Below are 26,294 nucleotides of genomic sequence, written 5' to 3' on the forward strand. Positions count from 1 at the left end.
TGAGGAGGATGGACATGCGGCTCAAGCCGGGCACGTCCTGGCGGGACGCCTACGAACGTTGCTGTTCGGCGGCCCCCGAAGCCTTCCACGACGACCGCGTGCTGAATCACTGGGGCGGCATCTGGCACCGCGACGGGCGTCCGGTGCCCGGCTTCTCGCCGCTCGACGGCACCGCCATCGCCGGCCTGCCCAGGCTCGACCGGGCTGGCGCGGGGCGGGCGGTGGCGGGCGCCGTCGAGGAGCACCAGCGCTGGCGCCACCTGCCGCTCGCCGAGCGCAAGGCCATGGTCCTGGCGGCCGTGGAGTCCATGGCCGCGCACCGCGACCTGCTCGCCCTGCTGCTGGTCTGGGAGATCGGCAAGCCGTGGAAGACCGCCTGCGCCGACGTGGACCGCTGCCTGGACGGCGTGCGCTGGTACGTCGAGGAGATCGACCGCATGGTGGCCGGCCGCACGCCGCTGCCGGGCCCGGTCAGCAACATCGCGAGCTGGAACTATCCGATGAGCGTGCTCATGCACTCCATGCTCGTGCAGGCGCTGGCCGGCAACGCGGTGATCGCCAAGACACCCACCGACGGCGGCCTGTGCTGCCTCACCCTCGCCTGCGCGCTGGCCGTACGGGAGGGGCTGCCGTTCACGCTGGTCAGCGGGGGAGGGGCGGAGCTGTCGCCGGTGCTCGTCGGCTCGGGCTCGCTGGGCTGCGTGTCGTTCGTGGGCGGCAGGGGCGCCGGGGCCAAGGTGGCCACCTCGCTGGCCGACCTCGGGCGGCGTCACGTGCTGGAGCAGGAGGGGCTGAACTGCTGGGGCGTCTGGGAGTACGGCGACTGGGACCTGCTCGCCCGGCAGATCCGCGGCTCCTTCGACTACGCCAAGCAGCGCTGCACCGCCTACCCGCGCTTCGTCGTGCAGCGCTCGCTGTTCCACGAGTTCCTGGGGGCCTACCTGGAGGCGGTCGGCTCGCTGCGGTTCGGCCACCCGCTGGCCGTGGCGGACCCGGACGACGAGCTGCCCTCACTCGACTTCGGCCCGCTGATCAACGCCTCGAAGGCCAAGGAACTGGCCGACCAGGTGGACGAGGCGGTCACGAGGGGCGGCGTGCCGATCCACCGGGCGTCCCTCGACTCCGGACACTTCCTCCCCGGTCAGGATATTTCCGCTTACTTCGCTCCGACGGCGCTGCTCAACCCGCCGCCCTCCTCACCCCTCCACCACGCGGAGCCGTTCGGCCCCGTGGACACGATCGTGCTGGTGGACACGGAGGCGGAGCTGCTGGCCGCGATGAACGCCAGCAACGGCGCCCTGGTGGCCACCCTTTCCTGCGAGTCGGAGGACACCTTCGCCCGGCTCGCGCCCGAGGTGCGCGCCTTCAAGGTCGGTCACAACCGGCCGCGCTCGCGCGGGGACCGCGATGAGCTGTTCGGCGGGTTCGGCGCGTCGTGGCGCGGCGCGTTCGTCGGCGGCGACCTGCTCGTCCGCGCCGCCACCAGCGGCCCGGACGGCGAACGCCTCCCGGGCAACTTCCCCAGCTACACGCTGCTGCCCTAGACGGCACTCGCCGTAGAGAGCCGCGAAGGCCCTAGAGAGCCCCGAAGCGGGTCGCCACCAGGAGCACCAGGAAGGTGAGCATGGCGACCCGCAACAGCTTCCCGCCGACGCCCAGGGACGGCCACGACAGGTAGGCCAGCCACCCCACGAAGGCGAGCACCGGCAGCACGGCCAGCCCGCCCAGCCAGCTCGTCACGGCGAACCCCGTCAGCAGCAGGATCACCAGCAGGACCGGCGCCACCCACCGGGGCACCTGCGTGAACAGGAACGTCATCGGCACCGCGCTGCGCTGCTCGACCGCCTTGCGGAAACCGGTCGCGCCCGGCGTGAAGAACCGCTCGCCCTGGGGCTGCTTGTTGTCAGGGGCCACGCCCCGAAGCCTACGGGAGATCGGGCCCCGGGCGCGGGCCTCGCGCACGTTCGGGGTCACACGCGAGGCCACCGCCTTTAGGCTGGTCGGGTGCTCGCCGTGATCCGATACACCGTTCCAGAGTCCCAGTCCCAAGACTTCGTCAAGCAGGGCCACGCCATCCTCGACACGTTCGCCACCCAGCCCGGCTACCAGCGGGGCCGGCTGGCCCGCTCGGTGGACGAGCCCAATCTGTGGGCGCTGGTGACGGAATGGGAGGGCGCCGGCTTCTACCGCAGGGCGCTGTCCGCCGCCCGAATGGTGATGTATCCCCTGATGATTCTGATGCTGAACGAGCCCAGTGCGTACGAGGACGTCTACACCCGGGACGGGGCGTAGCATTACTCCCGCGCGAGAGCGGGTGCCCGTCCCCTAAGCTGGGATCTCACCGATTTCCCTCGCCGACCTCCAGCCGGAAAGAGAACCAACCACATGGCACGACGCACCGACGTCATGGACACCATCGTCAGCCTCGCCAAGCGCCGCGGGCTCGTCTACCCGTCGAGCGAGATCTACGGCGGACTGCGCGCGTCGTGGGACTACGGTCCACTGGGCGTCGAGCTGAAGAACAACGTCAAGCGGCAGTGGTGGCTGTCGATGGTCCAGTCGCGCGACGACGTGGTGGGCCTCGACTCCTGCGTCATCCTGGCGCCCGAGGTGTGGCGGGCCAGCGGCCACGTCGACACCTTCACCGACCCGCTGACCGAATGCCTGTCCTGCCACAAGCGCTTCCGCGCCGATCACCTGATCGAGGCGTACGAGGAGAAGAACGGCAAGGCGCCCGAGGCCGGCCTGGCCGACATCACCTGCCCCAACTGCGGCAACAAGGGCACCTTCACCGAGCCCAGGCAGTTCAGCGGCCTGCTGAAGACCTTCCTCGGCCCGGTCGAGGACGAGTCGGGCCTGGCCTACCTGCGGCCCGAGACCGCCCAGGGCATCTTCATCAACTACCTCAACGTGCAGCAGTCGGCGCGCAAGAAGATCCCGTTCGGCATCGGCCAGCAGGGCAAGTCGTTCCGCAACGAGATCACGCCGGGCAACTTCATCTTCCGCACCCGCGAGTTCGAGCAGATGGAGATGGAGTTCTTCGTCAAGCCCGGCACCGACGAGGAGTGGCACCAGTACTGGATCGACGAGCGCTACCGCTGGTACTCCGACCTGGGCATCAACAAGGACAACCTGCGCCTGTACGAGCACCCCAAGGACAAGCTGTCCCACTACTCCAAGCGCACCGTCGACATCGAGTACCGCTTCAACTTCGCCGGCTCGGAGTGGGGTGAGCTCGAGGGCATCGCCAACCGCACCGACTTCGACCTGACGGCCCACTCCAAGGCGTCGGGCGTCGACCTGAGCTTCTTCGAGCAGGAGAGCGGGGAGCGTTACGTCCCCTACGTCATCGAGCCGGCGGCCGGTGTCGACCGGGCCACGCTGACGTTCCTGCTCGACGCGTACACCGAGGACGAGGCGCCCAACGCCAAGGGCGTCATGGAGAAGCGCACGGTCATGCGGCTCGACCACCGGCTCGCGCCGGTCAAGGCCGCGGTGCTGCCGCTGTCGCGCAACGCCGACCTGTCGCCGAAGGCCCGCGACCTGGCGGCCCAGCTCCGGCGGCGGTGGAACGTCGAGTTCGACGACGCGGGCGCGATCGGCCGCCGCTACCGCCGGCAGGACGAGATCGGCACGCCGTTCTGCATCACGGTCGACTTCGACACGCTGGAAGACCAGGCCGTGACGATCCGCGAGCGCGACACGATGGCCCAGGAGCGCATCCCGATCGAGGGTGTCGAGTCCTACCTGCGCCAGCACCTGAACGACTAGCGCATTTAGGGCATTTGGGCTCTGTGGCGGGCTGCTCCTCGGGGAGCAGCCCGCTTTTTCTTTACGGCAAGCCCACCACACCCCACCCGCCGACCCGCGCTGGCGGCCTTCCAGGGGGACGCTCCGCCGCCTCACCGCCACCTCGCCGTGACGCGCGGATTCTTCGCCGTTCGCGTGGTCATACGACGCCGATCGCTATCTGGTTGAACTTTGACCGGATGTGGCCGCAGTGATTGACAAGCCCGCCACATACACGGACATTGCGGGCATCCCTAGCGGCATTCGGGGGCTTCTTCTCGGAGGCGCGATGAAGCGCGTACTGCTCATGCTCGCGAGCACGCTCCTGTTACTCGGCTCGTTCACGATCCCGCCCGCCTCGGCGGTGCCGAAGCCCGCGGCGGGGCCTGACGGGGTCTTCGTCTACACCGGCGAGCTCACCGCGGACCAGCTGGCCACGCTCGTGGCCGCCGGCGTGGACCGCGAGGAGATGCGGATCGTCAAGCGGGCGGACGGCAAGGTCACCGTCGAGGTCATCCTCGCCGCCGCGCTGGCCGACACGCTCGCGAAGCAGGGGGTCACCCTCAGGACCCAGGCGGCCGGCGCCCGGGCGGCGCAGCAGGCCGACGGGGTGTTCAAGAGGTACGCCGGCGCGGGCGGCATCCGCGAGGAGATCATCGCCGCGGCCGGCGCCAAGCCCGGCATCGCCAAGGTCGTCGACCTCGGCAACAGCCTCAACGGCACGCCGATCACCGCGATCAAGGTGACCAAGGACGCCCGCAAGCTGCGTGACGGCAGCCGCCGGGCCATCCTCTACTCGGCCACCCAGCACGCCCGCGAGTGGATCACGCCCGAGATGGTGCGGCGGCTGCTGCACCACTTCCTCGACGGCTACGGCAGCGACGCCGAGCTGACCCAGCTCGTCAACACCACCGAGCTGTGGTTCCTGCCGGTCGCCAACCCCGACGGCTACGACCACACCTTCACCCCCGGCAACCGCCTGTGGCGCAAGAACCTGCGCGACAACGACGGCGACGGGCAGATCACCAGCAACGACGGCGTCGACCTGAACCGCAACTTCGCCTACAAGTGGCGCTACGACGACGAGGGCTCCTCCAGCCTGTTCTCCAGCCAGACCTACCGCGGCGCGGCGCCGCAGTCGGAGCCGGAGACCGTGGCGTACGACAACCTGACCAGGCGGGTGAAGTTCACGTACCTGATCAACTACCACTCGGCCGCCATGCTCCTCCTGTACGGGATCAGCTGGCAGCAGGCCACCCCGGCGCCCGACGACCTGATCTTCGAGGCGCTGCTGGGCGACGACGCCACCCCGGCCGTGCCGACGTACGACCCGGACATCGGCGCCGAGCTCTACACCACCAACGGCGACACCGACGGGCACACGACGAACGTGCGCGGGGCCCTGTCCATCACGCCCGAGATGTCCACGTGCGAGGCGGCGGCGGCGAAGTACCCGGACGACGAGTGGACGGAGGAGAGCTGCGCCGGCGGCCTCGGCTTCACCTTCCCCGACGACGAGCGGCTGATCCAGGAGGAGTTCCTGATGAACGTCCCCCTGGCCGTCGCCACCGCCAAGTCCGTGCACACGCCGGACAGGCCGGTCTCCGTGATCGGGCGCACGGTCCCGGACTTCAGGCCGGACTCCTTCAGCGTCTCGTACGGCGACCCGCAGCCGGTGGCGGTCATCGCGCGCCGGTCGCTGGGCGCCAAGGCGCTGCGTTACCGCATCAACGGCGGCCCCACGCAGACCAGGTCCGTGAGCGAGTGGAAGGGCGGCGAGCGGTACGGCGACGAGAACGACCTGTACTTCGCCGAGTACCGCGGCACCGTGAGCGGCGCGAGACCCGGTGACAGGGTCGAGGTCTGGTTCACCGGCTTCAAGCCGGGCGCCGGCACCGTCTCCAGCAGCCGCTTCACCTACACGCTGGCCAAGGACTCCGGCGCCAAGGTGCTGGTGGTGGCCAACGAGGACTACACGGGCCTCAACCCCGACTACCCGGCGTCGGTGACCGCGCCCAAGTACACGGCCACGTACCAGCAGGCGCTGAAGGCGGCCGGGTACGGCTCCGAGACGTGGGACGTGGACGCCCAGGGCGTGCCGCACCACCTCGGTGTGCTGTCGCACTTCAAGGGCCTGGTGTGGGAGCTGGGCGACAACCGGCTGTCCATGGACCAGCAGGACGTGGTCACGGTGACCCCGCTCGGCGACCTGCCCGACGCCGACGTCAAGCGGTCCCAGCAGGACCTGACCATCTCCGTCCGCGACTACCTGAACGAGGGCGGCAAGCTCCTCTACACCGGCGAGACCGCCGCGTACTACGGCATCCTCGACACCATCGTCGGCGGCATCTACTACGGCCTCGACGGCAACCCGGACGCCGACTGCGTGGTCACCACCATCGATGGCCTGTTCGACGAGTGCCTGCTGCTGGCCGACGACTTCACCCAGTACTACCTGGGCGTCGCCGGGCGCATCCCGCGCGCCGACCCCAGCGGCTTCACCGGCACCGGCCCGCTGGCCGGGCTCAGCGGCACGTTCGGCGGTCCCGCCACGGTGGACAACCCGCTGGACGAGGCCGGGGTCCTGCTTCCCATGGGCACCGACTTCCCGAGGTTCACCGGCACGCCGGCGGCCGACTACCGGCTCGGCACCCCGGGGCCGTTCGATCCGGCCGAGGGCGAGTGGTACGTCGCCGGGCCGCACGCCGACGACTCGTACATGCGGCTGACCAGGACGATCGACCTGGGCTCCGTGACGGCGGCGCAGCAGCCGCAGCTGGCCTTCCAGCTCTCCTTCGACACGGAGGAGAGCTACGACAACGTCATCGTCGAGGCTCACACCGTCGGCCAGGACAACTGGACGACGCTGCCGGACCTCAACGGCGGCACCGACACCGGCGTGCCGGCCGAGTGCGAGGCCGGGTTCCTGCTGGAGGAGCACCCGTGGCTGCTGCACTACCTGACCCCGGGCAACCCCTGCACGCCGACCGGCACCACGGGCCAGTGGCACCGGTTCACCACCGGCCCTGACACGGGCGGCTGGCACCAGGTCGCCTTCGACCTGTCCGCGTACGCCGGGCAGCAGGTCGAGGTGTCGATCAGCTACGTGACCGACCCCGGCACCGGCGGGGTGGGCGCGTTCGTGGACGACACCCGCGTCGTCGTGGGCGGCACCGCGGTCGAGTCCGAGGGATTCGAGACCGGGCTCGGGCCGTGGACCGTCCCCGGCCCGCCGGCGGGCAGCCCGACCGGCGCCGGCGACTTCGCCCGCGACCAGGCCGACACCACGGCCGCCGTGACCACCAGGGACACGGTGCTGCTGGGGTTCGGGGTGGAGCAGCTCGGCAGCGCGGCCGAGCAGGCCGCGGCGCTCAGGAAGGCGATGAGGTACCTGATCGGCTGAGCACCGCAGGGAACAGGACGGCCACCCCGTACGGGGTGGCCGTCCTTCGCGCTTGATCAGGCCAGGTGGCGGCCGAACCAGTCCAGGACGCGCCCGTACGCCCGCGCCGCCGCGTCGGCGTCGTCACGCTGCCCGGTGCCGTCGAAGGACGCGCCGTCCACGTGGTCGAGGGCGACCTCCTCTGCGAGGTAGCGCTGGATGGGCGTCATGCCGGAGGTCCAACCCTCTCGACCGAAAAATCGTGTAAAGGCGGCGGTTACGCGGGTTTTCGCGGTCGCTTGATGACATGTGGCGTAAGCCGATACGAGGGACGAGGAATCCATGCGTACATCACGTTTCGCTCTTGTGTTGCTCGCCGCCGGCGCGCTGCTCATGACCGCGAGCGCCGCGTTCGCCGACCCGGAACCGACCGCTCTGGAGCTGCGCGTCGTCGTGGACGACTGCTACAAGGGGAGCGTGCAGCCGTGACCGATCCCGCACTGCTCGAGCGGGCCCTGTTCGAGGTCAAGCGAGTGATCGTCGGGCAGGACCAGATGGTCGAGCGGCTGCTCGTGGCGGTGCTCGCCAGGGGGCACTGCCTGCTCGAAGGCGTCCCCGGGATCGCCAAGACGCTGGCCGCCGAGACCATGGCCACGGTGGTCGGGGGGACGTTCGCCCGCATCCAGTTCACGCCCGACCTGGTGCCCTCCGACATCGTCGGCACCAGGATCTACCGGCCCTCCACCGAGTCGTTCGACGTCGAGCTCGGGCCCGTCATGGTGAACCTGCTGCTCGCCGACGAGATCAACAGGGCGCCCGCGAAGGTGCAGTCGGCGCTGCTGGAGATCATGGCCGAGCGTCAGGTCAGCATCGGGGGTGTCACCTACGAGGTGCCGACGCCGTTCCTGGTGCTGGCCACCCAGAACCCGATCGAGTCGGAGGGCGTCTACCACCTGCCCGAGGCGCAGCGCGACCGCTTCCTCATGAAGATCGACGTCGACTATCCCAGCGAATCGGAGGAGCTGGCGATCGTCTACCGCATGAGCGTGGACCCGCCGTCGCCGCAGCCCGTCCTCGACCCGGCACAGGTCGTCGCGTTGCAGCGCCGGGCCCAGGAGGTCTTCGTGCATCACGCGGTCGCCGAGTACGCCGTCCGCCTCGTCTACGCCACCCGCGACCCGGAGCGGTACGGGGTGCGGGACGTGGGGCGGCTGCTGGCGTTCGGCGCCAGCCCCAGGGCCACGCTGGGCCTGCTGGCGGCCGGCCGGGCGCTGGCGCTGCTGCGGGGGCGCGACTACGTGCTGCCGGAGGACGTACGGGACCTGGCGCACGACGTCATGGCGCACCGGCTCGTGCTCTCCTTCGACGCGCTGGCCGACGGGGTGATGCCCAGGGAGATCGTGGACCGGGTGCTGGCGGCCGTGCCGCTGCCGGTCATCGCGCCGAGCCAGGAGACCCAGCAGTACGACACCCGGCAGGACGCGGTGGCATGAAGCCGTACCTGATCGCCGAGCCCGCGCTGCGCAGGCTCGAACTGACCATCACCAGGAGGCTGGATGGGCTGCTCCAGGGCGAACACCTCGGCCTGGTGCCAGGTCCGGGCAGCGAACCGGCGGAGTCCCGGCCGTACACGGCGGGCGACGACGTGCGGCGGATGGACTGGAACGTCACCGCACGCACGAGCGAGCCGCACGTCCGGGACCTGGTCGCCGACCGGGAGCTGGAGATCTGGGCGCTGCTCGACGCCACCGCCAGCATGGACTTCGGGACCGCCGCGATGGAGAAGCGGGAGCTGGCCCTGTCAGCCCTGGCCGCGGTCGGCTTCCTCACCCAGCGGACGGGCAACCGCATCGGCGCCCACCTGCTGCACGGCGGCGGCGTCAGGACGCTGCCCGCCAGGACGGGCCGGCCGCACCTGATGGCGCTGCTGCAGGGGGCGTTCGGGCTGCCCCGCACCCCGCCGGGGGTGGCCGAGCCGCTGCTCGGCGTGGCGGCCGAGCAGCTCGGCCGAGTGGTACGGCGCCGCGGCCTGGTCGTGGTCGTGTCGGACTTCCTCGACACCCCCGAGACCTGGGAGCTGCCGCTGCGCCGGCTCACCGCCCGGCACCAGGTGCTGGCCGTGGAGGTGCTTGACCCGCGCGAGCTGACGCTGCCCGACGTGGGCATCCTCACGCTGATCGACCCGGAGACGGGGCGGCGGCGCGAGGTGGCCACCGGCAGCGCCCGGCTGCGCCGGCGCTACGCCGAGGCCGCGGCCGGGCAGCGCGACGCCATCGCGCAGGCGCTGCGCCGGGCCGGGGCCACCCACCTGCGGCTGCGTACGGACCGGGACTGGGTGCGCGACCTGGTCAAGCACGTCATGCGCCAGCGCCGCCTCGCTTCGCTCGCGGCCGGCCCGCTCGGCCCCGGCGGGCCGCCGTCCGGGCGGCGACGATCACCAGAGGGAGGAGGTGACGTGGCGTGAGCCTTCTCGCGCCCGTCTGGCTGCTGCTGCTCATCCCGGTGGCCCTGCTCGCGGTCACGTACGTGATCATGGCGCTGCGCGGCAGGACCGCCTACGCCGTCCGCTTCACCAACCTCGACCTGCTCGACAAGGTGGCGCCACGGCGGCCGGGATGGCGCAGGCACGTGCCCGCGGCGGCACTGCTGCTCATGTTCGCGCTGCTCGTGGTGGGCTTCGCCCGGCCGACGGCCGAGGTGCAGGTGCCGCGGGAACGGGCGACGATCATGGTGGCGTTCGACGTGTCGGCGTCCATGGGCGCCACCGACGTCTCACCGAACCGGTTCGAGGCGGCCAAGCAGGCGGCCAGGCAGTTCGTCCAGGGGCTGCCCGAGCGGTTCAACCTGGGGCTGGTGTCGTTCTCCTCCGCGGCCTCCGTCGCCGTGCCGCCCACCACGGACCGGCCGGCGGTGCTCAGCGCGCTCGACCGGCTGAGCATGGACTCGGGCACCGCCATCGGCGAGGCCGTCTTCTCCTCGCTGGAGGCCATCGCCGCGCTCGACTCGGAGGAGGAGGCGCCGCCCGCGCACATCGTGCTGCTGTCCGACGGCGCCAACACCAGCGGCCGCACGGTGAACGACGCGGCCGCCGAGGCGACCTCGCGCGGCATCCCGGTCACCACCATCGCGTACGGCACGCCGGACGGCACCATCAGCCTGTCGGGCCGCGAGGTCCCGGTGCCGGTGGACGGGCCCGCGCTGCGCGGCCTGGCCGAGTCGGCGGGCGGCGGCTTCTACGAGGCGGCCAGCGGCGACGAGCTGCAGGCGGTCTACGAGGACATCGGCACGTCGGTCGGCTACCGCACCGAGCAGCAGGAGGTCTGGCAGTGGTTCGTGGGGGCGGGGCTGATCTTCGCGTTGATCGCGGCGGCGGCGTCGATGTTGTGGTTCTCGAGGCTGCCATGAGAGGTCTGGGCAGCCCGCGCGGGCCGGAGTTCCGCACGGTTCCGGTGGGCGTACGCGAGCAGGCGCCGCACAACGGCGCTCCGGCCGCGCCACCCCCCGTCACGCCACTCCCCGCGCCACCGCCCGTCGTGCCACCGCCCGTCGTGCCACTGCGGCCCGCGCCACCGCCCATCGCGCCGCTGTCGGCCGCGCCATCGCTGATCGGGCCACCGCTGATCGGGCCGCCGACGCGGCACCCCGTACAGCGGGCTCCCGCACAGCAGACTCCCGCACCGCAGACCCCCGTGACGTCGCCGCCCAGGGGTGGTCGCATCCTGGTGGCCGCCGCGCTCGTCGCGGCGCTCGCCGGGGCGGCGGCGGGCGCGGCGGGGGCCAGGCTCTTCGAAGGGTCCGAGCCGGCCCCCGCCGCCGCTCTGCCGAGGGTGGCCCCCGCGCCGCCGGCGAGCCTGACCGGGCTGAGCGCGACGGCGGCCCGCGTGCTGCCCAGCGTGGTCTCCGTGGAGACGCGCAGCTCGGGCGGCTCCGGCTTCGTGATCGACGACCGCGGCCACATCCTCACCAACGCCCACGTCGTCAGCGGCACCAGCACGGTGACGGTGGTGCTGCACGACGGCAGCCGGCTGACCGCGCGCGTGGCCGGCGCGGACGACGACGAGGACCTGGCCGTGCTGGAGGTGGACTATCCGGAGGAGCTCACCCCGGCCACGCTCGGCCGCTCGGCGGACCTGGCCGTCGGCGACCAGGTGCTGGCCATCGGCTCGCCGCTGGGCCTGTCCGGCACGGTCACCTCGGGCATCGTCAGCGCCCTGGACAGGGAGGTACGGCTGGGCGGCTCCCGCCGCACGGCCGTGCAGACCGACGCCTCCATCAACCCCGGCAACTCGGGCGGCCCGCTGGTGAACGCCCGGGGCGAGGTGGTGGGGGTGAACACCGCGATCGCGGCCTCCCGGGGAGGTGGGAACATCGGCATCGGTTTCGCCATCCCCATCGACAGGGCCGCGCCCATCGCGGAACGCATCATCCGAAACTAGGGTCCAGGGCATGCGACTGCTTGTGGTTGAGGACGAGGAGGACCTGGTCGACGCGTTGCGCGTGGGCCTGGTCCGGGCGGGTTACGCGGTGGACGTCGCCTACGACGCGCCCGCCGCGCACGAGAAGTTGCTGGTCAACACCTACGACCTGGTCCTGCTCGACCTGAACCTGCCGGGCGGCGACGGTTTCCAGCTCTGCCGGACCGTGCGCGCGGCGGGCCAGGGGGCGCGGATCATCATGGTGACCGCCCGGGACCGGCTGGACGACCGCGTCCGAGGCCTCGACGAGGGCGCGGACGACTACCTGGTCAAGCCGTTCGCCTTCCCCGAGCTGCTGGCCAGGGTGCGGGCGCTGCTGCGCAGGGACTCCGGCGGCGGCACGTCCGTGCTGGAGGTGGGCGGCCTGCGGATCGACACGGCCAGGCTGGAGGTGTCGCTGGACGGCAGGTCCCTGGCGCTCACCCCCAAGGAATACGGCGTGCTGCACTACCTGATGACCCGCCCGGGTCACGTCGTGTCCACCGAGGAGCTGCTGGAGCACGTCTGGGACGAGCACGCCGACCCGTTCACCAGCACCGTCCGCGTCACGGTCGGCAACCTGCGCCGCAAGCTGCAGGAGGACGGCCTGATCGAAACCGTGATCAGCCGGGGTTACCGGCTCAGGGAGCCGTCGTCGTGATCCACACCATCCGCTTCCGGATCACGGTCCTGTACTCGGGGCTGCTGTTCGTGCTGGCCACGGTGGTGCTCGGGGGCATCTACTACGCCGTTTCCAAGACCAGCGAGCAGCGCCCGATCACGACCGAGTACGCCAAGACCTACAGCGGCAACACCTACCTCGGCAAGCGCGAGGTGGTCTTCGTGGAGGAGGTCGAGAACGCGGTCAACGTCGCGACGATGGACACGTTGCGCACGTACTCGCTGCTCACGCTGGCCGGCCTGTACGTGGCCAGCCTGGGCATCGGCTGGGTGCTGTCGGGCCGGGTGCTGCGGCCGGTGCGGTCGATCACCCGTACGACCGAGGAGATCCAGGCCACCGACCTGAAGCGGCGCATCAAGCTGCACGGCCCGCGCGACGAGCTGAAGGACCTGGCCGACACCATCGACACCATGCTCGACCGGCTGGAGGAGGCGTTCAGCGCGCAGCGGCAGCTCATCGACGACGCCTCGCACGAGCTGCGCAGCCCGCTGACCATCATCAGGGCCAACGTGGACGCCGTGCTGGCCGTCCCCGACGCCAGCGAGGAGGAGCGGGCCAGGGCCGTGGCCATCGTGGACCGGGCGACGACCCGGATGACCAGGCTGGTCGAGGACCTGCTGGCCACGGCCAGGCGGCAGGGCACCGCGTTCGCCGACACCGATCTGGACCTGGCCAGGGTGGTGGGGGAGGCGTGCGAGGAGTACGCCACCCCGGCCGCCGAGCGCGACATCACGATCACCCGCGAGCTCGGCGCGGGGCTGGACATGAGTGGCGACTCCGACGCGCTCCGCCGCGCCGTGTCCAACCTGCTGTCCAACGCCGTGCGCCTGTCGCCGCCCGGCGGCAGGATCAGGGCCGGGGCGGGCAGGACGGACGGCTGGTTGTGGGCGGCGGTCCGCGACGACGGGCCGGGGCTGCGGGAGTCGGACCAGGCGCGGGTGTTCGACCGCTTCTGGCGCGGCGAGGCCAGCCGCAGGGACCGCCACACGGGCCTGGGCCTGGCGATCGTCCGGCAGATCGTGGAGTCGCACGGGGGCCGCGTGGCGGTGTTCTCGCGGCTGGGGGAGGGGGCGACGTTCGTGTTGTGGCTGCCGCCCCGCGACGGCGTGCCGGGCAGCCCGCCCGAGGACAACCCCCTGCGCTGAACACCCGCGGCAGCCGGCCCGCGTGGCGCGGCGGGCCACCTACGCCGAACGCCTGCGGCAGATCGCCCGGGTGACGAGGAAGGCCACGACGGGCAGCACGAACACGGCCGCCCGCAGCCCGCCGACGATCAGCGCGTACGTGTCGGGCGGCACGGTGAGCAGCGCCGGCGGCGCGGGCGGGGGCGGCGGCAGTCCGGGCGCGGAGTGCATCGCGGGCGGCGCCGCCGACACCCACGTGCCCGCCCAGAGCGTGGTGAAGAACGTGATCACCGCGACGCCCAGCGCCGTGCGCACCGGGGCCTGCGACGGCCGGTCCAGCAGGTGGTGGACGTCGCGGTCACCGGTGTAGCGGCGCTCGACGAACGGATACACGAGCAGCAGGCCGAAGAAGGCGAGCAGGATCAGCGGCGGGATCCAGAGCCCGACCTGCAGCACGAACCCGCCCACCGGGATCTCCCACGCCGGCACCAGCCGCTGCGCGCCGTCCAGCACCCCGGCGTACCAGAACGGCTGCGCCGAGGGCGGCTGGGCGCCCGGCCGGTACGCCCCGTGCTCCCACACCGGGTTGACCCGCACGAACGTGGCCAGCAACGCGATGGCGGCGATCGTGAACAGCGCCGTGGCGGCGTTCTTGACCGCGAAGTAGGGGAAGAACGGCCCGCCGGTGACCTGGTGCTCACCGGCGGCCGTGGCGCGGCGCTCGGTGTGCTTCTGCCGCCAGGTGAGGATGAGGGCGTGCAGCGGCACCACCGCCAGCAGGATGCCGGGGACCAGCAGCACGTGCAGCGCGAACAGGCGGGGGATCACCTGGCCGGGGAACTCCCCGTCGAACGCGAACGCCGACAGGTACGTGCCCACCAGCGGCACCGACAGCAGCACCCCCTGCGCCTGCCGCAGCCCCGTCAGCGCGAGCTGGTCGGCGGGCAGCGAGACCCCCAGGAACGACTCGAACAGCGCCAGCCCGAACAGCAGCACGCCGAGCATCCACGTCAGCTCCCGCGGCCGCCTGAACGCGCCGGTGAAGAAGACCCGGCACATGTGGGCCACGATCGCCAGCACGAACACCGTCGCCGACCAGTGGTGCAGCTGCCGCATGAGCAGCCCGCCACGCACCTCCAGGCTGATCTCCACGACCGACTCGTACGCCACGTCCGGGTTGGGCTTGTAGAACAGCGTCAGGAACGTCCCGGTGAGCACCAGCAGCACGAACGAGTACAGCGCCAGCTCGCCCAGCAGGAACGACCAGTGGCTGGGGAACAGCTTGCGGAGCTGGGGGCGCAGCCAGCGCCCGAACGGCAGCCGGTCGTCGAGGTAGATCGCGGAACCGACCGCGGCCTTGGCGGAGCCGACGATGATTCTGGGCCGCCTCTTGGGCTTGGTAGGAGTGGCCATGGGGGCCTCCTGATGGGGGTGTGATCCGATTCTGCACCTCCTGCCCGCCTTTCTCAACAATTGGTGTAAACCAATTGGTCTAATCCAATTTTCGGCACTTGGGTCGTATAATTGGATTAGACCTGTCATGTGGCCTTGACCAGTACAAACGTTGACTTATACGAGGAGTGCAGTTTCATCATCAATTTCACCGGTAGAGTCCGGGACAGAGGCGTTCGAAGGAGCTGTGGTGGCCAAGTACGTTTACGACTTCACCGAGGGCAACAGGAATCTCAAGGATCTTCTCGGCGGTAAGGGCGCGAACCTCGCCGAAATGACCAATCTCGGGCTGCCCGTTCCGCATGGATTCACGATCACCACCGAGGCGTGCCGCCACTACCTGGCGGAAGGCTCCGTACCGAGCGGGTTGGACCAGGAGGTCGCCGAGCATCTCGAGGCCCTGGAAGCCAAGATGGGCAGGAAGCTCGGGCAGGCCGACGACCCGCTGCTCGTGAGCGTGCGCTCCGGGGCGAAGTTCTCCATGCCGGGCATGATGGAGACCGTTCTCAACATCGGGCTGAACGACGAGTCGGTGCACGGCCTGGCCAAGCAGTCGGGCGGCAACGACCGGTTCGCGTGGGACTCCTACCGCAGGCTCATCCAGATGTTCGGCAAGACCGTGCTCGGCATCGACGGGGACCTGTTCGAGCACGCGCTCGACGAGCTCAAGGGCCGCCGCCAGGACACCGACCTCGACTCGGGCGAGCTGCAGCAGCTCGTGGAGACGTACAAGGGCATCGTGCGCGACCAGACCGGCAAGGACTTCCCCGCCGACCCGCGCGAGCAGATGCGCCTGGCCGTCATGGCCGTCTTCGACTCGTGGAACGCCCCGCGCGCCATCCTCTACCGCCGCCAGGAGCGCATCCCCGCCGGCCTCGGCACCGCCGTGAACATCATGGCCATGGTCTTCGGCAACTACGGCAACGACTCGGGCACCGGCGTCGCCTTCACCCGCGACCCCGGCTCGGGCCAGCAGGGCATCTACGGCGACTACCTCCAGAACGCCCAGGGCGAGGACGTGGTGGCCGGCATCCGCAACACCATCCCGCTGCAGGACCTCGAGCACCTCGACAAGCAGTCGTACGACGAGCTGGTCGGCATCATGGAGACCCTGGAGAACCACTACAGGGACCTGTGCGACATCGAGTTCACGATCGAGCGCGGCAAGTTGTGGATGTTGCAGACCCGCGTGGGCAAGCGCACGGCGGCGGCGGCGTTCTGCATCGCCACCCAGCTCGCCGACCAGGGCCTCATCACCATGGACGAGGCCGTCACCCGGGTCACCGGCGACCAGCTCGCCCAGCTCATGTTCCCCCGCTTCGACGGCGGCGCGAAGAAGAAGAAGAAGATCGCCAAGGGCATGAACGCCTCGCCGGGCGCCGCCGTCGGCAAGGCCGTCTTCTCCTCCGAGCGCGCCGTCGAGCTGGCGGCGCAGGGCGAGGACGTCATCCTCGTCCGCCGCGAGACCAACCCCGACGACCTGGCCGGCATGATCGCCGCCAAGGGCATCCTGACCAGCCGCGGCGGCAAGACCTCACACGCCGCCGTGGTGGCCCGCGGCATGGGCAAGACGTGCGTGTGCGGGGCCGAGGAGCTGGAGGTCCTCACGGCCGAGCAGCGCTTCATCGCGCCGGGGGACGTGGTGGTCTCCGAAGGCGACGTCATCTCCATCGACGGCACGACCGGCGAGGTCTTCCTCGGCGAGGTGGCGGTCGTGGACTCGGCCGTGGTCGAGTACTTCGAGGGTGCCACAGAGCCGCGGGACGACCTGGTCAAGGCGGTGGACCGGATCATGCGCCACGCGGACGAGGCCCGCAAGCTCGGTGTCCGCGCCAACGCCGACACCCCCGAGGACGCGGCCCGTGCCCGCCGCTTCGGCGCGCAGGGCATCGGGCTGTGCCGTACGGAGCACATGTTCCTGGGCGAGCGCCGCCAGCTCGTGGAGGACCTCGTCCTGGCCTCGACCGACGCGGAACGTCAGGCGGCCCTCGACGCCCTGGAGCCCCTCCAGAAGTCCGACTTCATCGGCATATTCCAGGCCATGGACGGCGCCCCCGTCACGATCCGCCTCATCGACCCGCCCCTGCACGAGTTCCTGCCCGACATCGTGGACCTGTCGGTCAAGGTCGCCACGGGCGAGGCCACGGACAAGGACCGCACGCTCCTGACGGCGGTCAAGCGCCTGCACGAGCAGAACCCGATGCTCGGCCTGCGCGGCGTCCGTCTCGGCCTGGTCATCCCCGGCCTGTTCGCCATGCAGGTCCGCGCCATCGCCCAGGCGGCCGCCGAGGTGCCCGGGGCGCGTCCGGAGATCATGATCCCGCTGGTGGCGGCCGTACAGGAGCTGGAGTCGGTACGCGAGGAGGCCGTCAAGATCCTCGCGGAGGCCGGGGTGCAGGCCCTGATCGGCACCATGATCGAGGTCCCCAGGGCAGCCCTCACGGCGGCCCAGATCGCCGAGGCCGCCGAGTTCTTCTCCTTCGGCACCAACGACCTCACCCAGATGGCCTGGGGCTTCTCCCGCGACGACGTCGAAGCGGCCTTCTTCTCCCACTACCTCGACGCCGGCATCTTCGGCGTCTCCCCGTTCGAGACCCTCGACAGGGAGGGCGTCGGCCGCCTGATGGAGATCGCGGTGCGGGAGGGCCGGGAGGCCAGGCCGGACCTGCACCTGGGCATCTGCGGCGAACACGGCGGCGACCCGGACTCGGTCCGCTTCTGCCACGAGGTAGGCCTCGACTACGTCTCCTGCTCCCCCTTCCGCATCCCGGTAGCCCGACTCGAAGCCGGCCGAGCCGCCCTCGCGGAAACCGACTCCGACACCCGCTGACTCCCGGCGCCCACCCGAATCCCGTGAACCGGGTGGGCCGTTGGAGCCCACCCCGACTCGTGACCGGCGGCTTCCTGCGACCAGCGGACCAGGAACACGAACACCGGCACCTCGGCGACAAGCTCAGAGGCTGCCGAGAAACTCCTCCAGAACCGTGTTGTAGACATCAGGCCGCTCCATGTTCGGATAATGAGCGGCCCCCCCGATCGAGACCGACCGCCCATCGGCCACCGCCCGCACGAGCCGCTCCGCCATCCCGATGTGATCGTCGGAGTCCTCGTCCCCATGAACGGCCAGCACGGGAACGCCGATGGACGCGAGCCGCTCCCACGAGCCGGTCACCATCACCAGATGGTTGGGCTCGCCGACGGCATGCTTGGACATCGTGCTCCTGGCCATCCGCATCAGCCGGCTCACCACGATCGGATCGAGCTCGCCGAGCGTGCGGCGCGGCCCCACACCCAGCAGCGTGAACGCCTCCACCGACGCGTCCAGGTCACCGGCGGCCATCGCCGCGTGCCAGGCCGCCATGGTCCGCGTGGTCCACGGATCCTCGAAGTACGGCAGGCTCGTCCCCGCTCCGGTCACGACCACGGCACTGACCAGTTCCGGATGCTCCAGCGCGGTGTCCACGGCGATCCCCGCCCCCATGGAGACCCCCACCAGGACGGCGGGCCCGGCGTCCAGGTGCCGCAGCAGGGCGGCGAGGTCGTCGGTGAGCCGGTAGGCCCCGGTGGCGTTGGCGGAGCGGCCGTGGCCGCGGGCGTCGGGGGCGATCACGCGGTAACGCGAGGCGAGGACCGGGATCTGGTCCTCCCACATGCCGTGATCGAGGAAGCCGCCGTGCAGCAGGACGAGGGGACGGCCGGTACCGCGATCAATCCAGAACAGATCTTTCATGACAACCAAGGTGTCATATTGACCCCGCTATGACAACCTAGGTGTCATTATGGACGGATGAGAGAGACAGACCCGAGCCCGGCGACCGGCGCGCTGACCGATCGGCTCGCGGAGGTGTTCGACCTGGTGGGCCCGCTGTACCGGCGCGCCCAGCGCAAGGTGGAGCAGGACGCGCCCCTCGAAGGGCTGTCGGTCGGGGTGCGGGCCGTGCTCAACATGCTGCGCGAGCACGGCCCCATGACCGTCCCGCAGATGGGCCGGGCCCAGGCGCTGAGCCGCCAGTTCGTCCAGCGCATGACCAACGACGCGGCCGGGCTGGGGCTGGTCGAGTTCATGCCCAACCCGGCGCACAAGCGGTCCTCGCTCATCCGGCTGACGGACGAGGGGGAGCAGGCCATCGGCGCGGTGGTCGAGCGCGAGCGGCGAGTGCTCCGGCAGATCGGCGGCGACCTGACCGAGGCCGAGATCGACGCCTGCCTGCGCGTCCTCTCGCGCCTGCTCCACCTCCTCGACGACATCGACATGGATTGAAGATCAGCCGTCGGTGGCCCTCGGCCCCTTCCGGATCCGGTGGGCCGCCCGTTCGACACGGCCATCCGCTCCTGGAGAAGGCCGGATGAGTGCGCTCATCAATGGGGCGGCGGCCCGATCGCCCCCAAGGAGCCGCATGGCTTGTTTTGATTTACGCGACGCGGAGAGTCAGAGCCAGGCTCCTTGAGCGCGTCTCGGTCGATCGCGCACCTGCTTGCCTCCGAGCATTGATCAAATGTAGATCAATTTGTCCATCGATCTAATCGACAAGCATGAACGGTCATTTTCGTGTGGCCGGGCATTTCCCGCCGAAGTGTCCATGTGGCGGAATGGTGGTGACGGCGACACTCCGCTTCACCAGACATTCAGAAGGGAACCTTGTGGACGTTCTCGCTGCGGTATCCGGCAATGTCACCGCCATCGGCTACGGCCTCGCCGCCATCGGTCCGGGCATCGGCGTGGGCATCATCTTCGGCCAAGGCGTTCAGGCCATCGCCCGCCAGCCGGAAGCGTACGGCCTGATCCGCCAGAACATGCTTCTCGGTTTCGTCCTCACCGAGGCGCTGGCCCTCATCGGCCTGGTCGCGCCTTTCCTTTTCCGGACCATCACCTAAGCCTCGGGCTCGTCATTCCAATCGGGCGACGTCACCGTTCCCGATTCCCAGTCGCGCCGCAGTATCGCGTACCCCGCCGAGTCGTGCACGGTCCCGTCCGGCGCCGGCCACGCCTCGCGGTAATGCGACTCCTTGACATATCCGCACTTACGGAAGACGGCCCGCATCGTGTGGTTGTCCTGCCGCGTATTGCCCTCGATGCGCCTGATCCCCGGGAATTCCGTGAAGAGGTAGGAGGTGAGCCATCGAAGGGCCGCCGTTCCCAGGCCGCGGCCGCGCCAGGCCTCGCGGATCCGGAGGTCGAACATGGGCGTGAAATCGGTGAGTTCCTGCAGGCGTACCAGCCCGGCCCGTTCCCCGTCCGCCAGCAGCCAGAACGTCCGGCTCTCCGCGTCGTCGTAGAGCCCTTCGGCGGCCCGCTGCCTGATCGCCGGCGCCTCCTGGACGATCGCGTGGAAGGGCCAGTCCTCGCCGGTCAGGAAGTCGACCAGGGCTTCCGTCTGGTCGGGGGTGAAACGCGCGAATTCGATGTGCACGGGGCAGATCGTGCCGAGTGCCCGTACGGGCCGTCAAACGGTTTGAGCCTCGCGCGCATCGGAGTCGCGCGCCTTGACATGCAGCCTCCCGGCTGCCTAAATTACAGGCAGCCGGGAGGCTGCATATCGACAGACGGCAAGCCGGAGACGGGGACGGGCGGGGGCATGGCGGAGGCGGGCATGGACGAGGTGTTCAAGGCGCTGGCCGATCCGAGCCGGCGCGCGCTGCTCGACTCGCTCAACGCCCGCAACGGGCAGACACTGCGCGAGCTGTGCGCCGGGCTCGACATGGCCAGGCAGTCCGTCAGCAAGCACCTCGCGGTGCTGGAGCAGGCCGGGCTCGTCACCACCGTGCGGCGGGGCCGGGAGAAGCTGCACTACCTCAACGCCGCGCCCGTGCACGAGATCGCCCACCGGTGGATCAGCCGCTACGACCGGGCCAGGGTCCAAGCCCTGGCCGACCTGAAACACGCCCTGGAGGAGACCCCGATAGACGCGCCGACCTTCGTCTACACCACCTACATCCGCACCACCCCGCAGAAGCTCTGGCAGGCGCTGACCGAGCCCGCCTTCACCCGCCGCTACTGGGCCACGGAGTTCACCACGGACTGGTCCGTCGGCTCGCCGATGACCTGGGACAACCACGGCGTGCTGATCAGCGACCCGGAGCAGGTCGTGCTGGAGGCCGAACCCTACAGCAGGCTCTCCTACACCTGGCACACCATCACCCCGGAGCTCGCCAAGCGCTTCGGCTGGGACGAGGAGCTGCTCGCCCGGCTGTCCGGCGAGGCCCGCTCGAAGGTCACCTTCACGATCGAGGAGGCCGAGGCCGCGCAGGTCGTGAAGCTCACCGTCGTGCACGACGGCTTCGGGCCCGGATCGAGCCTGGCCGAGATGGTCAGCCACGGCTGGCCGAACGTGGTGTCGAGCCTGAAGTCGCTGCTGGAGACCGGCGAACCGCTGCCGGACGATGCGTGACCTCCCAGGCCAGGGCCTGGCGACGTCGCGAGGCGCCGCCCGCCGGTCATCCCCGGCTCAGGAAACGTTCCGCGTGCTCGTCCACCCACTGCCCGAACGTGCGCGCCGGACGTCCGGTCACCCGTTCGACGGTGTCGTCCACGGTCGTGGCGGAATGGCTGGGCGTGGCGTACCAGCCGACCACATACTCGGCGTCCGCCCGGGACACGCCCGTGGCCATCAGCCTGCCGACCGCCTGTTCGTGCGTGATCGCCTCGAAGGCGATGTCGCGGTGGATCGCCCGGGACAGGATGGCGATCCGCTCACGCGGGGTCAGCGACTCGGGCCCGGTGAGGTTGTAGGCGCGTCCCGCATGACCGTCGTCGAGCAGCGCGACCGCCGCCACGGCCGCGATGTCGGCCTCGTGCACCAGCGCGCTGGGATGGTCGTACGGCTCCCGGACCACGCCCTCGGCTCGGATGGACTCGGCCCAGGTCAACGTGTTGGACATGAACTCCTGCGCCTCCAGGCGGGTCCACTCCGCTCCCGAGTCCGCCACCGCCTGCTCGACCGGGCCCACCCAGCCGCCCCACAACACGGTGATGCGCCGGACACCCGCGGCGACCGCCCGCCGGACGAGCTCGGGCCCCACCTCGGCGAGCCCGGCCGTCACCGTGATGTGCAACCGGCTGACACCGTCGAGGGCGCCGTCGAGCCTGTCGGGCGCCGTGTGGGTGCCGGTCACCAGCTCCACCCCGGCTGGAAAACGTCCCGCCCACGCGGCCGGGTCCCGCGTCAGCGCCCGCACGTGCTCTCCACGGCGGACCAGCTCTGCCACCACGTGCCGGCCGGTGTTCCCGGTGGCGCCTGTCACCAGTGTCGTCATGGTCAAGCTCCTTGAGGTCGTTCTGCGTGAAGTGACTCGTCGACGACCCTAGGAACTCAACCTTGCTTGAGGTCAAGAAGCCCGCTGCCCCCAGAGGGGGGCAGCGGGCCGGTAGGTCTCAGGTCAGCTCACGGTGACGGTGTGCAGCAGGCTGTTCAGGCCGGTCGCCGGCTCCCAGGTGCCCTCGTTGGCGAGCCGGATCGAGTACTCGGGCCGCGCCGGCAGCAGCGGGTCCGGCAGGCCGAGCAGCAGCGCGTAGGAGCCTGCGGGCAGGGACGCGGGCAGGGCGACGGTCTGGGTGATCGTGCCGGTGGCCCCGGCCGCCCACTTGCGGGGGTCGGCGCTGAGCGGGAAGCGGTGCAGCGCCCCGGTCGAGGTGTTGCGGAGGACCAGCTCCAGGCCGCGCGGGTTGAACGGAGCGGCGTACCCCTCGTTCCTGAGGGTGATGCCGACCGGCAGGCCGCCGCCGCGCGAGGCGCTGCTCGGGTACGTGCCGCTCTGCAGGGCGAAGCGGTAGCCCAGGCTGCGGGTGATCTCGGCGAGGCAGCCGCCGGTGCTCCAGCTTCCCAGCACGCCGGTGTGGTAGTCGGTGTTCAGGTACGACCAGTGGAAGCGCGACAGCTCGTCCCTGGCGGTCGGGCAGTCGGAGCGCGGCGGGTTGGGGTTGCAGGTCTCCCCGCCCATGGCCACGTACTTGGTCTCCGCCTCCAGGTAGGGGTACTCGACGGCCGCGTTCTCGTAGGTGCCGTAGTCGTCCGGGCTGGCCAGGAAGCAGTCGTTGTGGTGCCCGAGCCGCGCCACGGCCGAGCCGCCGTACGCCTGGCCGGAGGTGACCGGGGTGGTCGTGTACATCGTGCGCTTGAACTTGGGCGTGCGGAGCTGCACCATCCGCGTCGAGGGCAGGACGCTGAGCAGCTTGTCCACGACGGCCTTGCGGTTGGCCCAGTCGGCGGCCGTGACGGTGCCGGCGTTACCGAAGTTCTGGGTGTAGTACCACTCGCCCCACGCCCCGATGAACCCGGCCTGCATGAGGTAGATGACGTCCTTGTTCGCGTTCAGGTACGGCCTGAGCTGGTCGAGGTGGGCCAGCACGCGGTCCTTGGCGGCGTCGGCGCCGTCGGTGGAGGTGGTGTAGGCGAAGCGCAGGACCATCTTCAGCCCCGCCGCGCGCACGGTGTCGAGCTGCTGCTGCAGCTGGTCGAGCGCGGCCTGACTGATCGCGGTGGTCTTGAACTCGGCCAGGTAGAACACGCACATCACCAGCGAGATGTGCTGGCTGGTGCGGTAGCTCTGCAGGGTGGCGAGGGAGAAGTCGTTCTTGTCGCAGTCGCCGGTGTGGTGGTAGAGGCCACGCTCGGGGTTGGCGAAGTCGGCGGTCGTGGGGGTGTACGTGACCGAGCCGCCGCCACCTCCACCGCCGGAGTAAACGTGCGTGTACTTGGTGGAGGTCTCCAGCGGGGACTCGACCTGGAAGACGAGGTCGGCGTCGTTCGGCGTGGCGCTCTCGCCCAGGTCCGCCCGCGACACCGTCCACCTGGCCGTGCCGCCCGAGGCCGAGTACGTCACCGGGCCCACGAGCGTCCAGCTCCAGCCGCCGCCGTTGTGGCGGTACAGGGAGGCGTTCTCGAGTAAGAAGTCGGCGCCCACGCCGCCCTGGGCGAAGCCGGTCGCGGTGCTGCGGTCGGTGTCGACGTAGGTGCGGGCGTAGGCGGGGCTGCCGGTGTAGGTGAACTGGTACGTCACGGTCGTGGCCGTGTTCGTGGCCGACTGGCCGGTGATGGCGGCCAGGGCCGCCGAGGGCGCGACGAGGATGGACGCGCAGAGGAAGGCGAGGAGGGCGAGGCTGCGTACGAGCTTGCGCATGGGGCTCCTAGGCAAGGCCGGCGGGGATGTCGGACTTGCGACTAATCATGGAGTCCATGCAAATTAAGTCAAGAGGTTGCGGGCAAATTTGCCCAGCGGAAGAGGGAGTCGCCGGGCCATTAATGAGGGAGTCCTCGGTAATGGCGGTGGACGGCCCGCGCCGTACACGAAGGAGCCCCGCAGGAAGCTGCCCGTCCTTTTCCGGCGCCGGACGGCAAGAACGTGCCCGCCGCTCCGACCACCTCCGGGAAGGTGCGCCCGGCCTGGGCACGCCTCGGACCAAGGAGGAGACATGTCACAGCTGTTGAGGGTGCACTGCTTCAACGTCTCGCGGGACGGGTTCGGCGCCGGTGAAGGGCAGAGCCTGGACCGGCCCTTCGGCCACGCGGACCCCGCCCCGCTGTGGTCGTGGGCGGGCGCCACCGCGAGCTGGGTGAACCGCACCGACCCCGGCGGCACGCGCGGCCTGGACGACTACATGACGCGCGACCACACCCGCGACATCGGAGCCGAGATCATGGGGCGCAACAAGTTCGGCCCCCAGCGCGGCCCGTGGGAGAACCACGAGTGGCAGGGGTGGTGGGGAGACACCCCGCCGTTCCGCACCCCGGTCTTCGTGCTCACCCACCACGAACGCCCGTCCTTCACCCTGGCCGACACCACCTTCCACTTCCTCGACGCGACACCGGCCGAGGCGCTGGCACGGGCGAAGCAGGCCGCCGGCGGCCGGGACGTGCGCCTCGGCGGCGGAGTCGCCACCATCCGCGAGTTCCTCGAGGCCGACCTGGTCGACACGATGCACATCGCCGTCGCGCCCGTCGAGCTCGGCCGGGGCGAACGGCTGTGGGAGAGCCACACCGACCTGCTCGACCGCTTCCACCTGGACACCGTGCCGAGCCCCAGCGGCGTCACCCACCTGCTGTTCTGGAGACGATGACCCGCGCGGGCTAGGGCCCGCGCGGCTCGTCCTCGGCCCCCGCCACCACCAGCCGCACGGCCTGGCCGCTCCCGCCGACGATCACCGCTCCGGGCGCCGCCTGCGCGGTCCACGGCCCAGGAGCGGCGGACGGCACGAGCATCCGGTCGTAGGGGCCCCGCTCCGGGCAGCCGCGCGCGCAGTCGCCCGTGACGAGGTACGGGCGGACCCCGGCGGCCACCAGGTTCCGCCGGGCCGCCTCCGCCGCCCCGGCGTCCTCCTCGACCGACGTCACGCGGCCCGACTCGCCCGCCAGCCGGCACAGCAGCGCCGTGACCCACCCGCTGCCCGTCCCCACCTCCAGCACCCGATGGCCGGGGCGGAGGTCGAGGAGCTCCAGCACGTCGACGACGGCGCTGGGAGAGGGGTTGACGCACGTGTAGGAGGTGCCGCCCGCGGCCAGCGGCGTGGCGATCGGCCGGTCGGAGTAGACGGCGTCCCACCACGCGTGCGGGTCGATGTCGCGATCGATCGGGGAGGCCCCGCCGTCGTCGTCGAGCACCAGGCCGAGGGAGGGGACGAACCAGTGGCGGGGCACCTTCCGCAGCGCCTGCGCGATCGCGCCGGTGGCGGGCGGGCGCCGCTCGGCGATGCCGGCGATCATCGCCTCCACTCGCCAGGCGAGGTGGGGGAGCATTGTCGCGCCTGGCTGGGGTCCGCCGTCGTTCCTGCTCACAGCGCCTCCTTCGGCTGGCGAATGCTAAGGGTGACCGTACGGTCACCGGCCGCAGTGTGGCAAGGCCGTCCAGGAAACTCGCCGCCGCGAGCCCGCCGGTCGTTCAGCGGGCCCGCGTGGCCCTCCACGCCGCCCGGCGGGCCGGGGAAGCGATCACGCGGGGCTCTTGCCGGGCGGCCGGCGGTGGCGCTCGGTGGCGCGGGCGTGCGCGTCGCGCAGGATCGCCTGGGCGGGCTCGGCGTCCTCGGGGTTCAGGATGGAGATCCACGACTGGGTGGCGTACAGCGGATGCGGGATCACCCGGTCGAGAACCGCGTAGTCCGTGCCGGCGTGGTGCTCGGCGTGCGCGGCGGGCGGATATCCGACGAGCCGCTCGAACACGACGCGGCCGACCGCCACGTTCAGCCGGAAGACGCCCGGCCGGTCGAGGCCGGAGGCGGTGTCGAAGCCCGGGTAGTCCTTGGTCACGATCGTCGCGTACGGCAGGCGGCCGTCGGCCGGGATGCTGTCCAGGCCGTCCGGGTCGTAGAAGAAGAACGAGTCTCCCCACGCCACTTCCGGCGACCCGTCGCCGGGCCCGGCGGTGAACACGGCGGTCCCTGGCAGGCCGCTCACGAACGTGATGATGTCGTCCTCTGTCAT

25 protein-coding genes are annotated in these 26,294 nt (G+C 70.7%); 16 read left to right on the plus strand and 9 right to left on the minus strand.

Features of this window, described 5'->3' with window-relative positions; translation table 11 throughout:
- Positions 1-8: 8 nt before the first annotated feature.
- Complete coding sequence (locus AB0I79_RS12250) at positions 9-1,544, plus strand: aldehyde dehydrogenase family protein (protein WP_357870822.1); 1,536 nt, start codon at positions 9-11, stop codon at positions 1,542-1,544.
- Positions 1,545-1,575: 31 nt separating this feature from the next.
- Here AB0I79_RS12250 and AB0I79_RS12255 read toward each other — a convergent pair whose 3' ends face one another.
- Positions 1,576-1,914, minus strand: a complete 339-nt coding sequence (locus AB0I79_RS12255) for a DUF6703 family protein (protein ID WP_357870825.1) — start codon at positions 1,912-1,914, stop codon at positions 1,576-1,578.
- 90 nt (positions 1,915-2,004) lie between these two features.
- Between AB0I79_RS12255 and AB0I79_RS12260 the strand changes: the two genes are divergently transcribed.
- From AB0I79_RS12260 to AB0I79_RS12270, 3 genes are all read left to right on the plus strand, one after another.
- Positions 2,005-2,292, plus strand: coding sequence for an antibiotic biosynthesis monooxygenase (locus tag AB0I79_RS12260; RefSeq protein WP_344471108.1), 288 nt, complete (start codon positions 2,005-2,007; stop codon positions 2,290-2,292).
- Between the two features lie 93 nt (positions 2,293-2,385).
- On the plus strand, positions 2,386-3,771 hold the full coding sequence (locus tag AB0I79_RS12265; protein WP_357870828.1) for a glycine--tRNA ligase: 1,386 nt from the start codon (positions 2,386-2,388) through the stop codon (positions 3,769-3,771).
- A 307-nt stretch (positions 3,772-4,078) separates the two neighbouring features.
- On the plus strand, positions 4,079-7,192 hold the full coding sequence (locus tag AB0I79_RS12270; protein WP_357870831.1) for a M14 family zinc carboxypeptidase: 3,114 nt from the start codon (positions 4,079-4,081) through the stop codon (positions 7,190-7,192).
- A 56-nt stretch (positions 7,193-7,248) separates the two neighbouring features.
- On the opposite strand, the gene AB0I79_RS12275 is transcribed toward AB0I79_RS12270, so the two are convergent.
- The gene (locus tag AB0I79_RS12275) at positions 7,249-7,401 is read right to left on the minus strand and encodes a hypothetical protein (RefSeq protein WP_357870834.1); all 153 of its coding nucleotides are present in this window, start codon (positions 7,399-7,401) and stop codon (positions 7,249-7,251) included.
- A gap of 112 nt (positions 7,402-7,513) precedes the next feature.
- Here AB0I79_RS12275 and AB0I79_RS12280 point away from each other — a divergent pair, with 112 nt between their 5' ends.
- The 7 genes from AB0I79_RS12280 to AB0I79_RS12310 are packed head-to-tail and all read left to right on the plus strand — an operon-like array spanning position 7,514 to position 13,452.
- A complete protein-coding gene (locus AB0I79_RS12280; RefSeq protein ID WP_357870836.1) occupies positions 7,514-7,660 on the plus strand; it encodes a hypothetical protein in 147 nt (48 codons plus the stop codon).
- Positions 7,657-8,664 carry a MoxR family ATPase gene (locus AB0I79_RS12285; RefSeq protein WP_357870838.1) on the plus strand — a complete coding sequence of 336 codons (1,008 nt, stop codon included), beginning with the start codon at positions 7,657-7,659 and terminating at the stop codon, positions 8,662-8,664. The genes AB0I79_RS12280 and AB0I79_RS12285 overlap by 4 nt, the downstream gene beginning before the upstream one ends.
- Positions 8,661-9,635: a DUF58 domain-containing protein gene (locus tag AB0I79_RS12290; RefSeq protein WP_357870841.1), complete on the plus strand. Its 975-nt coding sequence runs from the start codon at positions 8,661-8,663 to the stop codon at positions 9,633-9,635. Before AB0I79_RS12285 ends, AB0I79_RS12290 begins: the two co-directional genes overlap by 4 nt.
- Positions 9,632-10,576 carry a VWA domain-containing protein gene (locus tag AB0I79_RS12295; RefSeq protein ID WP_357870844.1) on the plus strand — a complete coding sequence of 315 codons (945 nt, stop codon included), beginning with the start codon at positions 9,632-9,634 and terminating at the stop codon, positions 10,574-10,576. Before AB0I79_RS12290 ends, AB0I79_RS12295 begins: the two co-directional genes overlap by 4 nt.
- Positions 10,573-11,607 (plus strand): trypsin-like peptidase domain-containing protein, encoded by a 1,035-nt coding sequence (locus tag AB0I79_RS12300; RefSeq protein WP_357870846.1) that lies wholly within the window; start codon positions 10,573-10,575, stop codon positions 11,605-11,607. Before AB0I79_RS12295 ends, AB0I79_RS12300 begins: the two co-directional genes overlap by 4 nt.
- A 10-nt stretch (positions 11,608-11,617) precedes the next feature.
- Positions 11,618-12,286, plus strand: coding sequence for a response regulator transcription factor (locus AB0I79_RS12305; RefSeq protein ID WP_357870848.1), 669 nt, complete (start codon positions 11,618-11,620; stop codon positions 12,284-12,286).
- Positions 12,283-13,452, plus strand: a complete 1,170-nt coding sequence (locus AB0I79_RS12310; protein WP_357870851.1) for a HAMP domain-containing sensor histidine kinase — start codon at positions 12,283-12,285, stop codon at positions 13,450-13,452. Before AB0I79_RS12305 ends, AB0I79_RS12310 begins: the two co-directional genes overlap by 4 nt.
- A 39-nt stretch (positions 13,453-13,491) precedes the next feature.
- On the opposite strand, the gene AB0I79_RS12315 is transcribed toward AB0I79_RS12310, so the two are convergent.
- Complete coding sequence (locus AB0I79_RS12315) at positions 13,492-14,844, minus strand: cytochrome b N-terminal domain-containing protein (RefSeq protein ID WP_357870853.1); 1,353 nt, start codon at positions 14,842-14,844, stop codon at positions 13,492-13,494.
- Positions 14,845-15,073: 229 nt separating this feature from the next.
- On the opposite strand from AB0I79_RS12315, the gene ppdK reads away from it, so the two are divergent.
- Positions 15,074-17,713: a pyruvate, phosphate dikinase gene (gene ppdK / locus AB0I79_RS12320; RefSeq protein WP_357870856.1), complete on the plus strand. Its 2,640-nt coding sequence runs from the start codon at positions 15,074-15,076 to the stop codon at positions 17,711-17,713.
- 123 nt (positions 17,714-17,836) lie between these two features.
- Here the strand turns inward: ppdK and AB0I79_RS12325 are convergent, their stop codons facing one another.
- A complete protein-coding gene (locus AB0I79_RS12325) occupies positions 17,837-18,613 on the minus strand; it encodes an alpha/beta hydrolase (RefSeq protein ID WP_357870859.1) in 777 nt (258 codons plus the stop codon).
- A 57-nt stretch (positions 18,614-18,670) separates the two neighbouring features.
- Between AB0I79_RS12325 and AB0I79_RS12330 the strand changes: the two genes are divergently transcribed.
- The gene (locus AB0I79_RS12330; RefSeq protein ID WP_357870862.1) at positions 18,671-19,144 is read left to right on the plus strand and encodes a MarR family transcriptional regulator; all 474 of its coding nucleotides are present in this window, start codon (positions 18,671-18,673) and stop codon (positions 19,142-19,144) included.
- Positions 19,145-19,524: 380 nt separating this feature from the next.
- Positions 19,525-19,758, plus strand: a complete 234-nt coding sequence (atpE, locus tag AB0I79_RS12335) for an ATP synthase F0 subunit C (RefSeq protein WP_357870865.1) — start codon at positions 19,525-19,527, stop codon at positions 19,756-19,758.
- Here the strand turns inward: atpE and AB0I79_RS12340 are convergent.
- Complete coding sequence (locus AB0I79_RS12340) at positions 19,755-20,294, minus strand: GNAT family N-acetyltransferase (RefSeq protein ID WP_357870868.1); 540 nt, start codon at positions 20,292-20,294, stop codon at positions 19,755-19,757. The genes atpE and AB0I79_RS12340 overlap by 4 nt on opposite strands.
- Before the next feature lie 180 nt (positions 20,295-20,474).
- Here AB0I79_RS12340 and AB0I79_RS12345 point away from each other — a divergent pair, with 180 nt between their 5' ends.
- On the plus strand, positions 20,475-21,272 hold the full coding sequence (locus AB0I79_RS12345) for a metalloregulator ArsR/SmtB family transcription factor (RefSeq protein ID WP_357870871.1): 798 nt from the start codon (positions 20,475-20,477) through the stop codon (positions 21,270-21,272).
- A gap of 46 nt (positions 21,273-21,318) precedes the next feature.
- On the opposite strand, the gene AB0I79_RS12350 is transcribed toward AB0I79_RS12345, so the two are convergent.
- Positions 21,319-22,137: an NmrA family NAD(P)-binding protein gene (locus tag AB0I79_RS12350; RefSeq protein WP_357870874.1), complete on the minus strand. Its 819-nt coding sequence runs from the start codon at positions 22,135-22,137 to the stop codon at positions 21,319-21,321.
- A gap of 123 nt (positions 22,138-22,260) precedes the next feature.
- Positions 22,261-24,000, minus strand: a complete 1,740-nt coding sequence (locus AB0I79_RS12355) for a DUF4832 domain-containing protein (protein WP_357870877.1) — start codon at positions 23,998-24,000, stop codon at positions 22,261-22,263.
- 292 nt (positions 24,001-24,292) lie between these two features.
- Between AB0I79_RS12355 and AB0I79_RS12360 the strand changes: the two genes are divergently transcribed.
- A complete protein-coding gene (locus tag AB0I79_RS12360; RefSeq protein WP_357870880.1) occupies positions 24,293-24,937 on the plus strand; it encodes a dihydrofolate reductase family protein in 645 nt (214 codons plus the stop codon).
- Positions 24,938-24,947: 10 nt separating this feature from the next.
- Here AB0I79_RS12360 and AB0I79_RS12365 read toward each other — a convergent pair whose 3' ends face one another.
- Both AB0I79_RS12365 and AB0I79_RS12370 read right to left on the minus strand, forming a co-directional pair.
- The gene (locus AB0I79_RS12365; RefSeq protein WP_357870882.1) at positions 24,948-25,652 is read right to left on the minus strand and encodes a methyltransferase domain-containing protein; all 705 of its coding nucleotides are present in this window, start codon (positions 25,650-25,652) and stop codon (positions 24,948-24,950) included.
- Positions 25,653-25,805: 153 nt separating this feature from the next.
- Positions 25,806-26,294, minus strand: coding sequence for a DUF6194 family protein (locus AB0I79_RS12370; RefSeq protein ID WP_357870885.1), 489 nt, complete (start codon positions 26,292-26,294; stop codon positions 25,806-25,808).

The organism is Nonomuraea sp. NPDC050202 (genome assembly GCF_040656115.1).
GTDB lineage: Bacteria > Actinomycetota > Actinomycetes > Streptosporangiales > Streptosporangiaceae > Nonomuraea.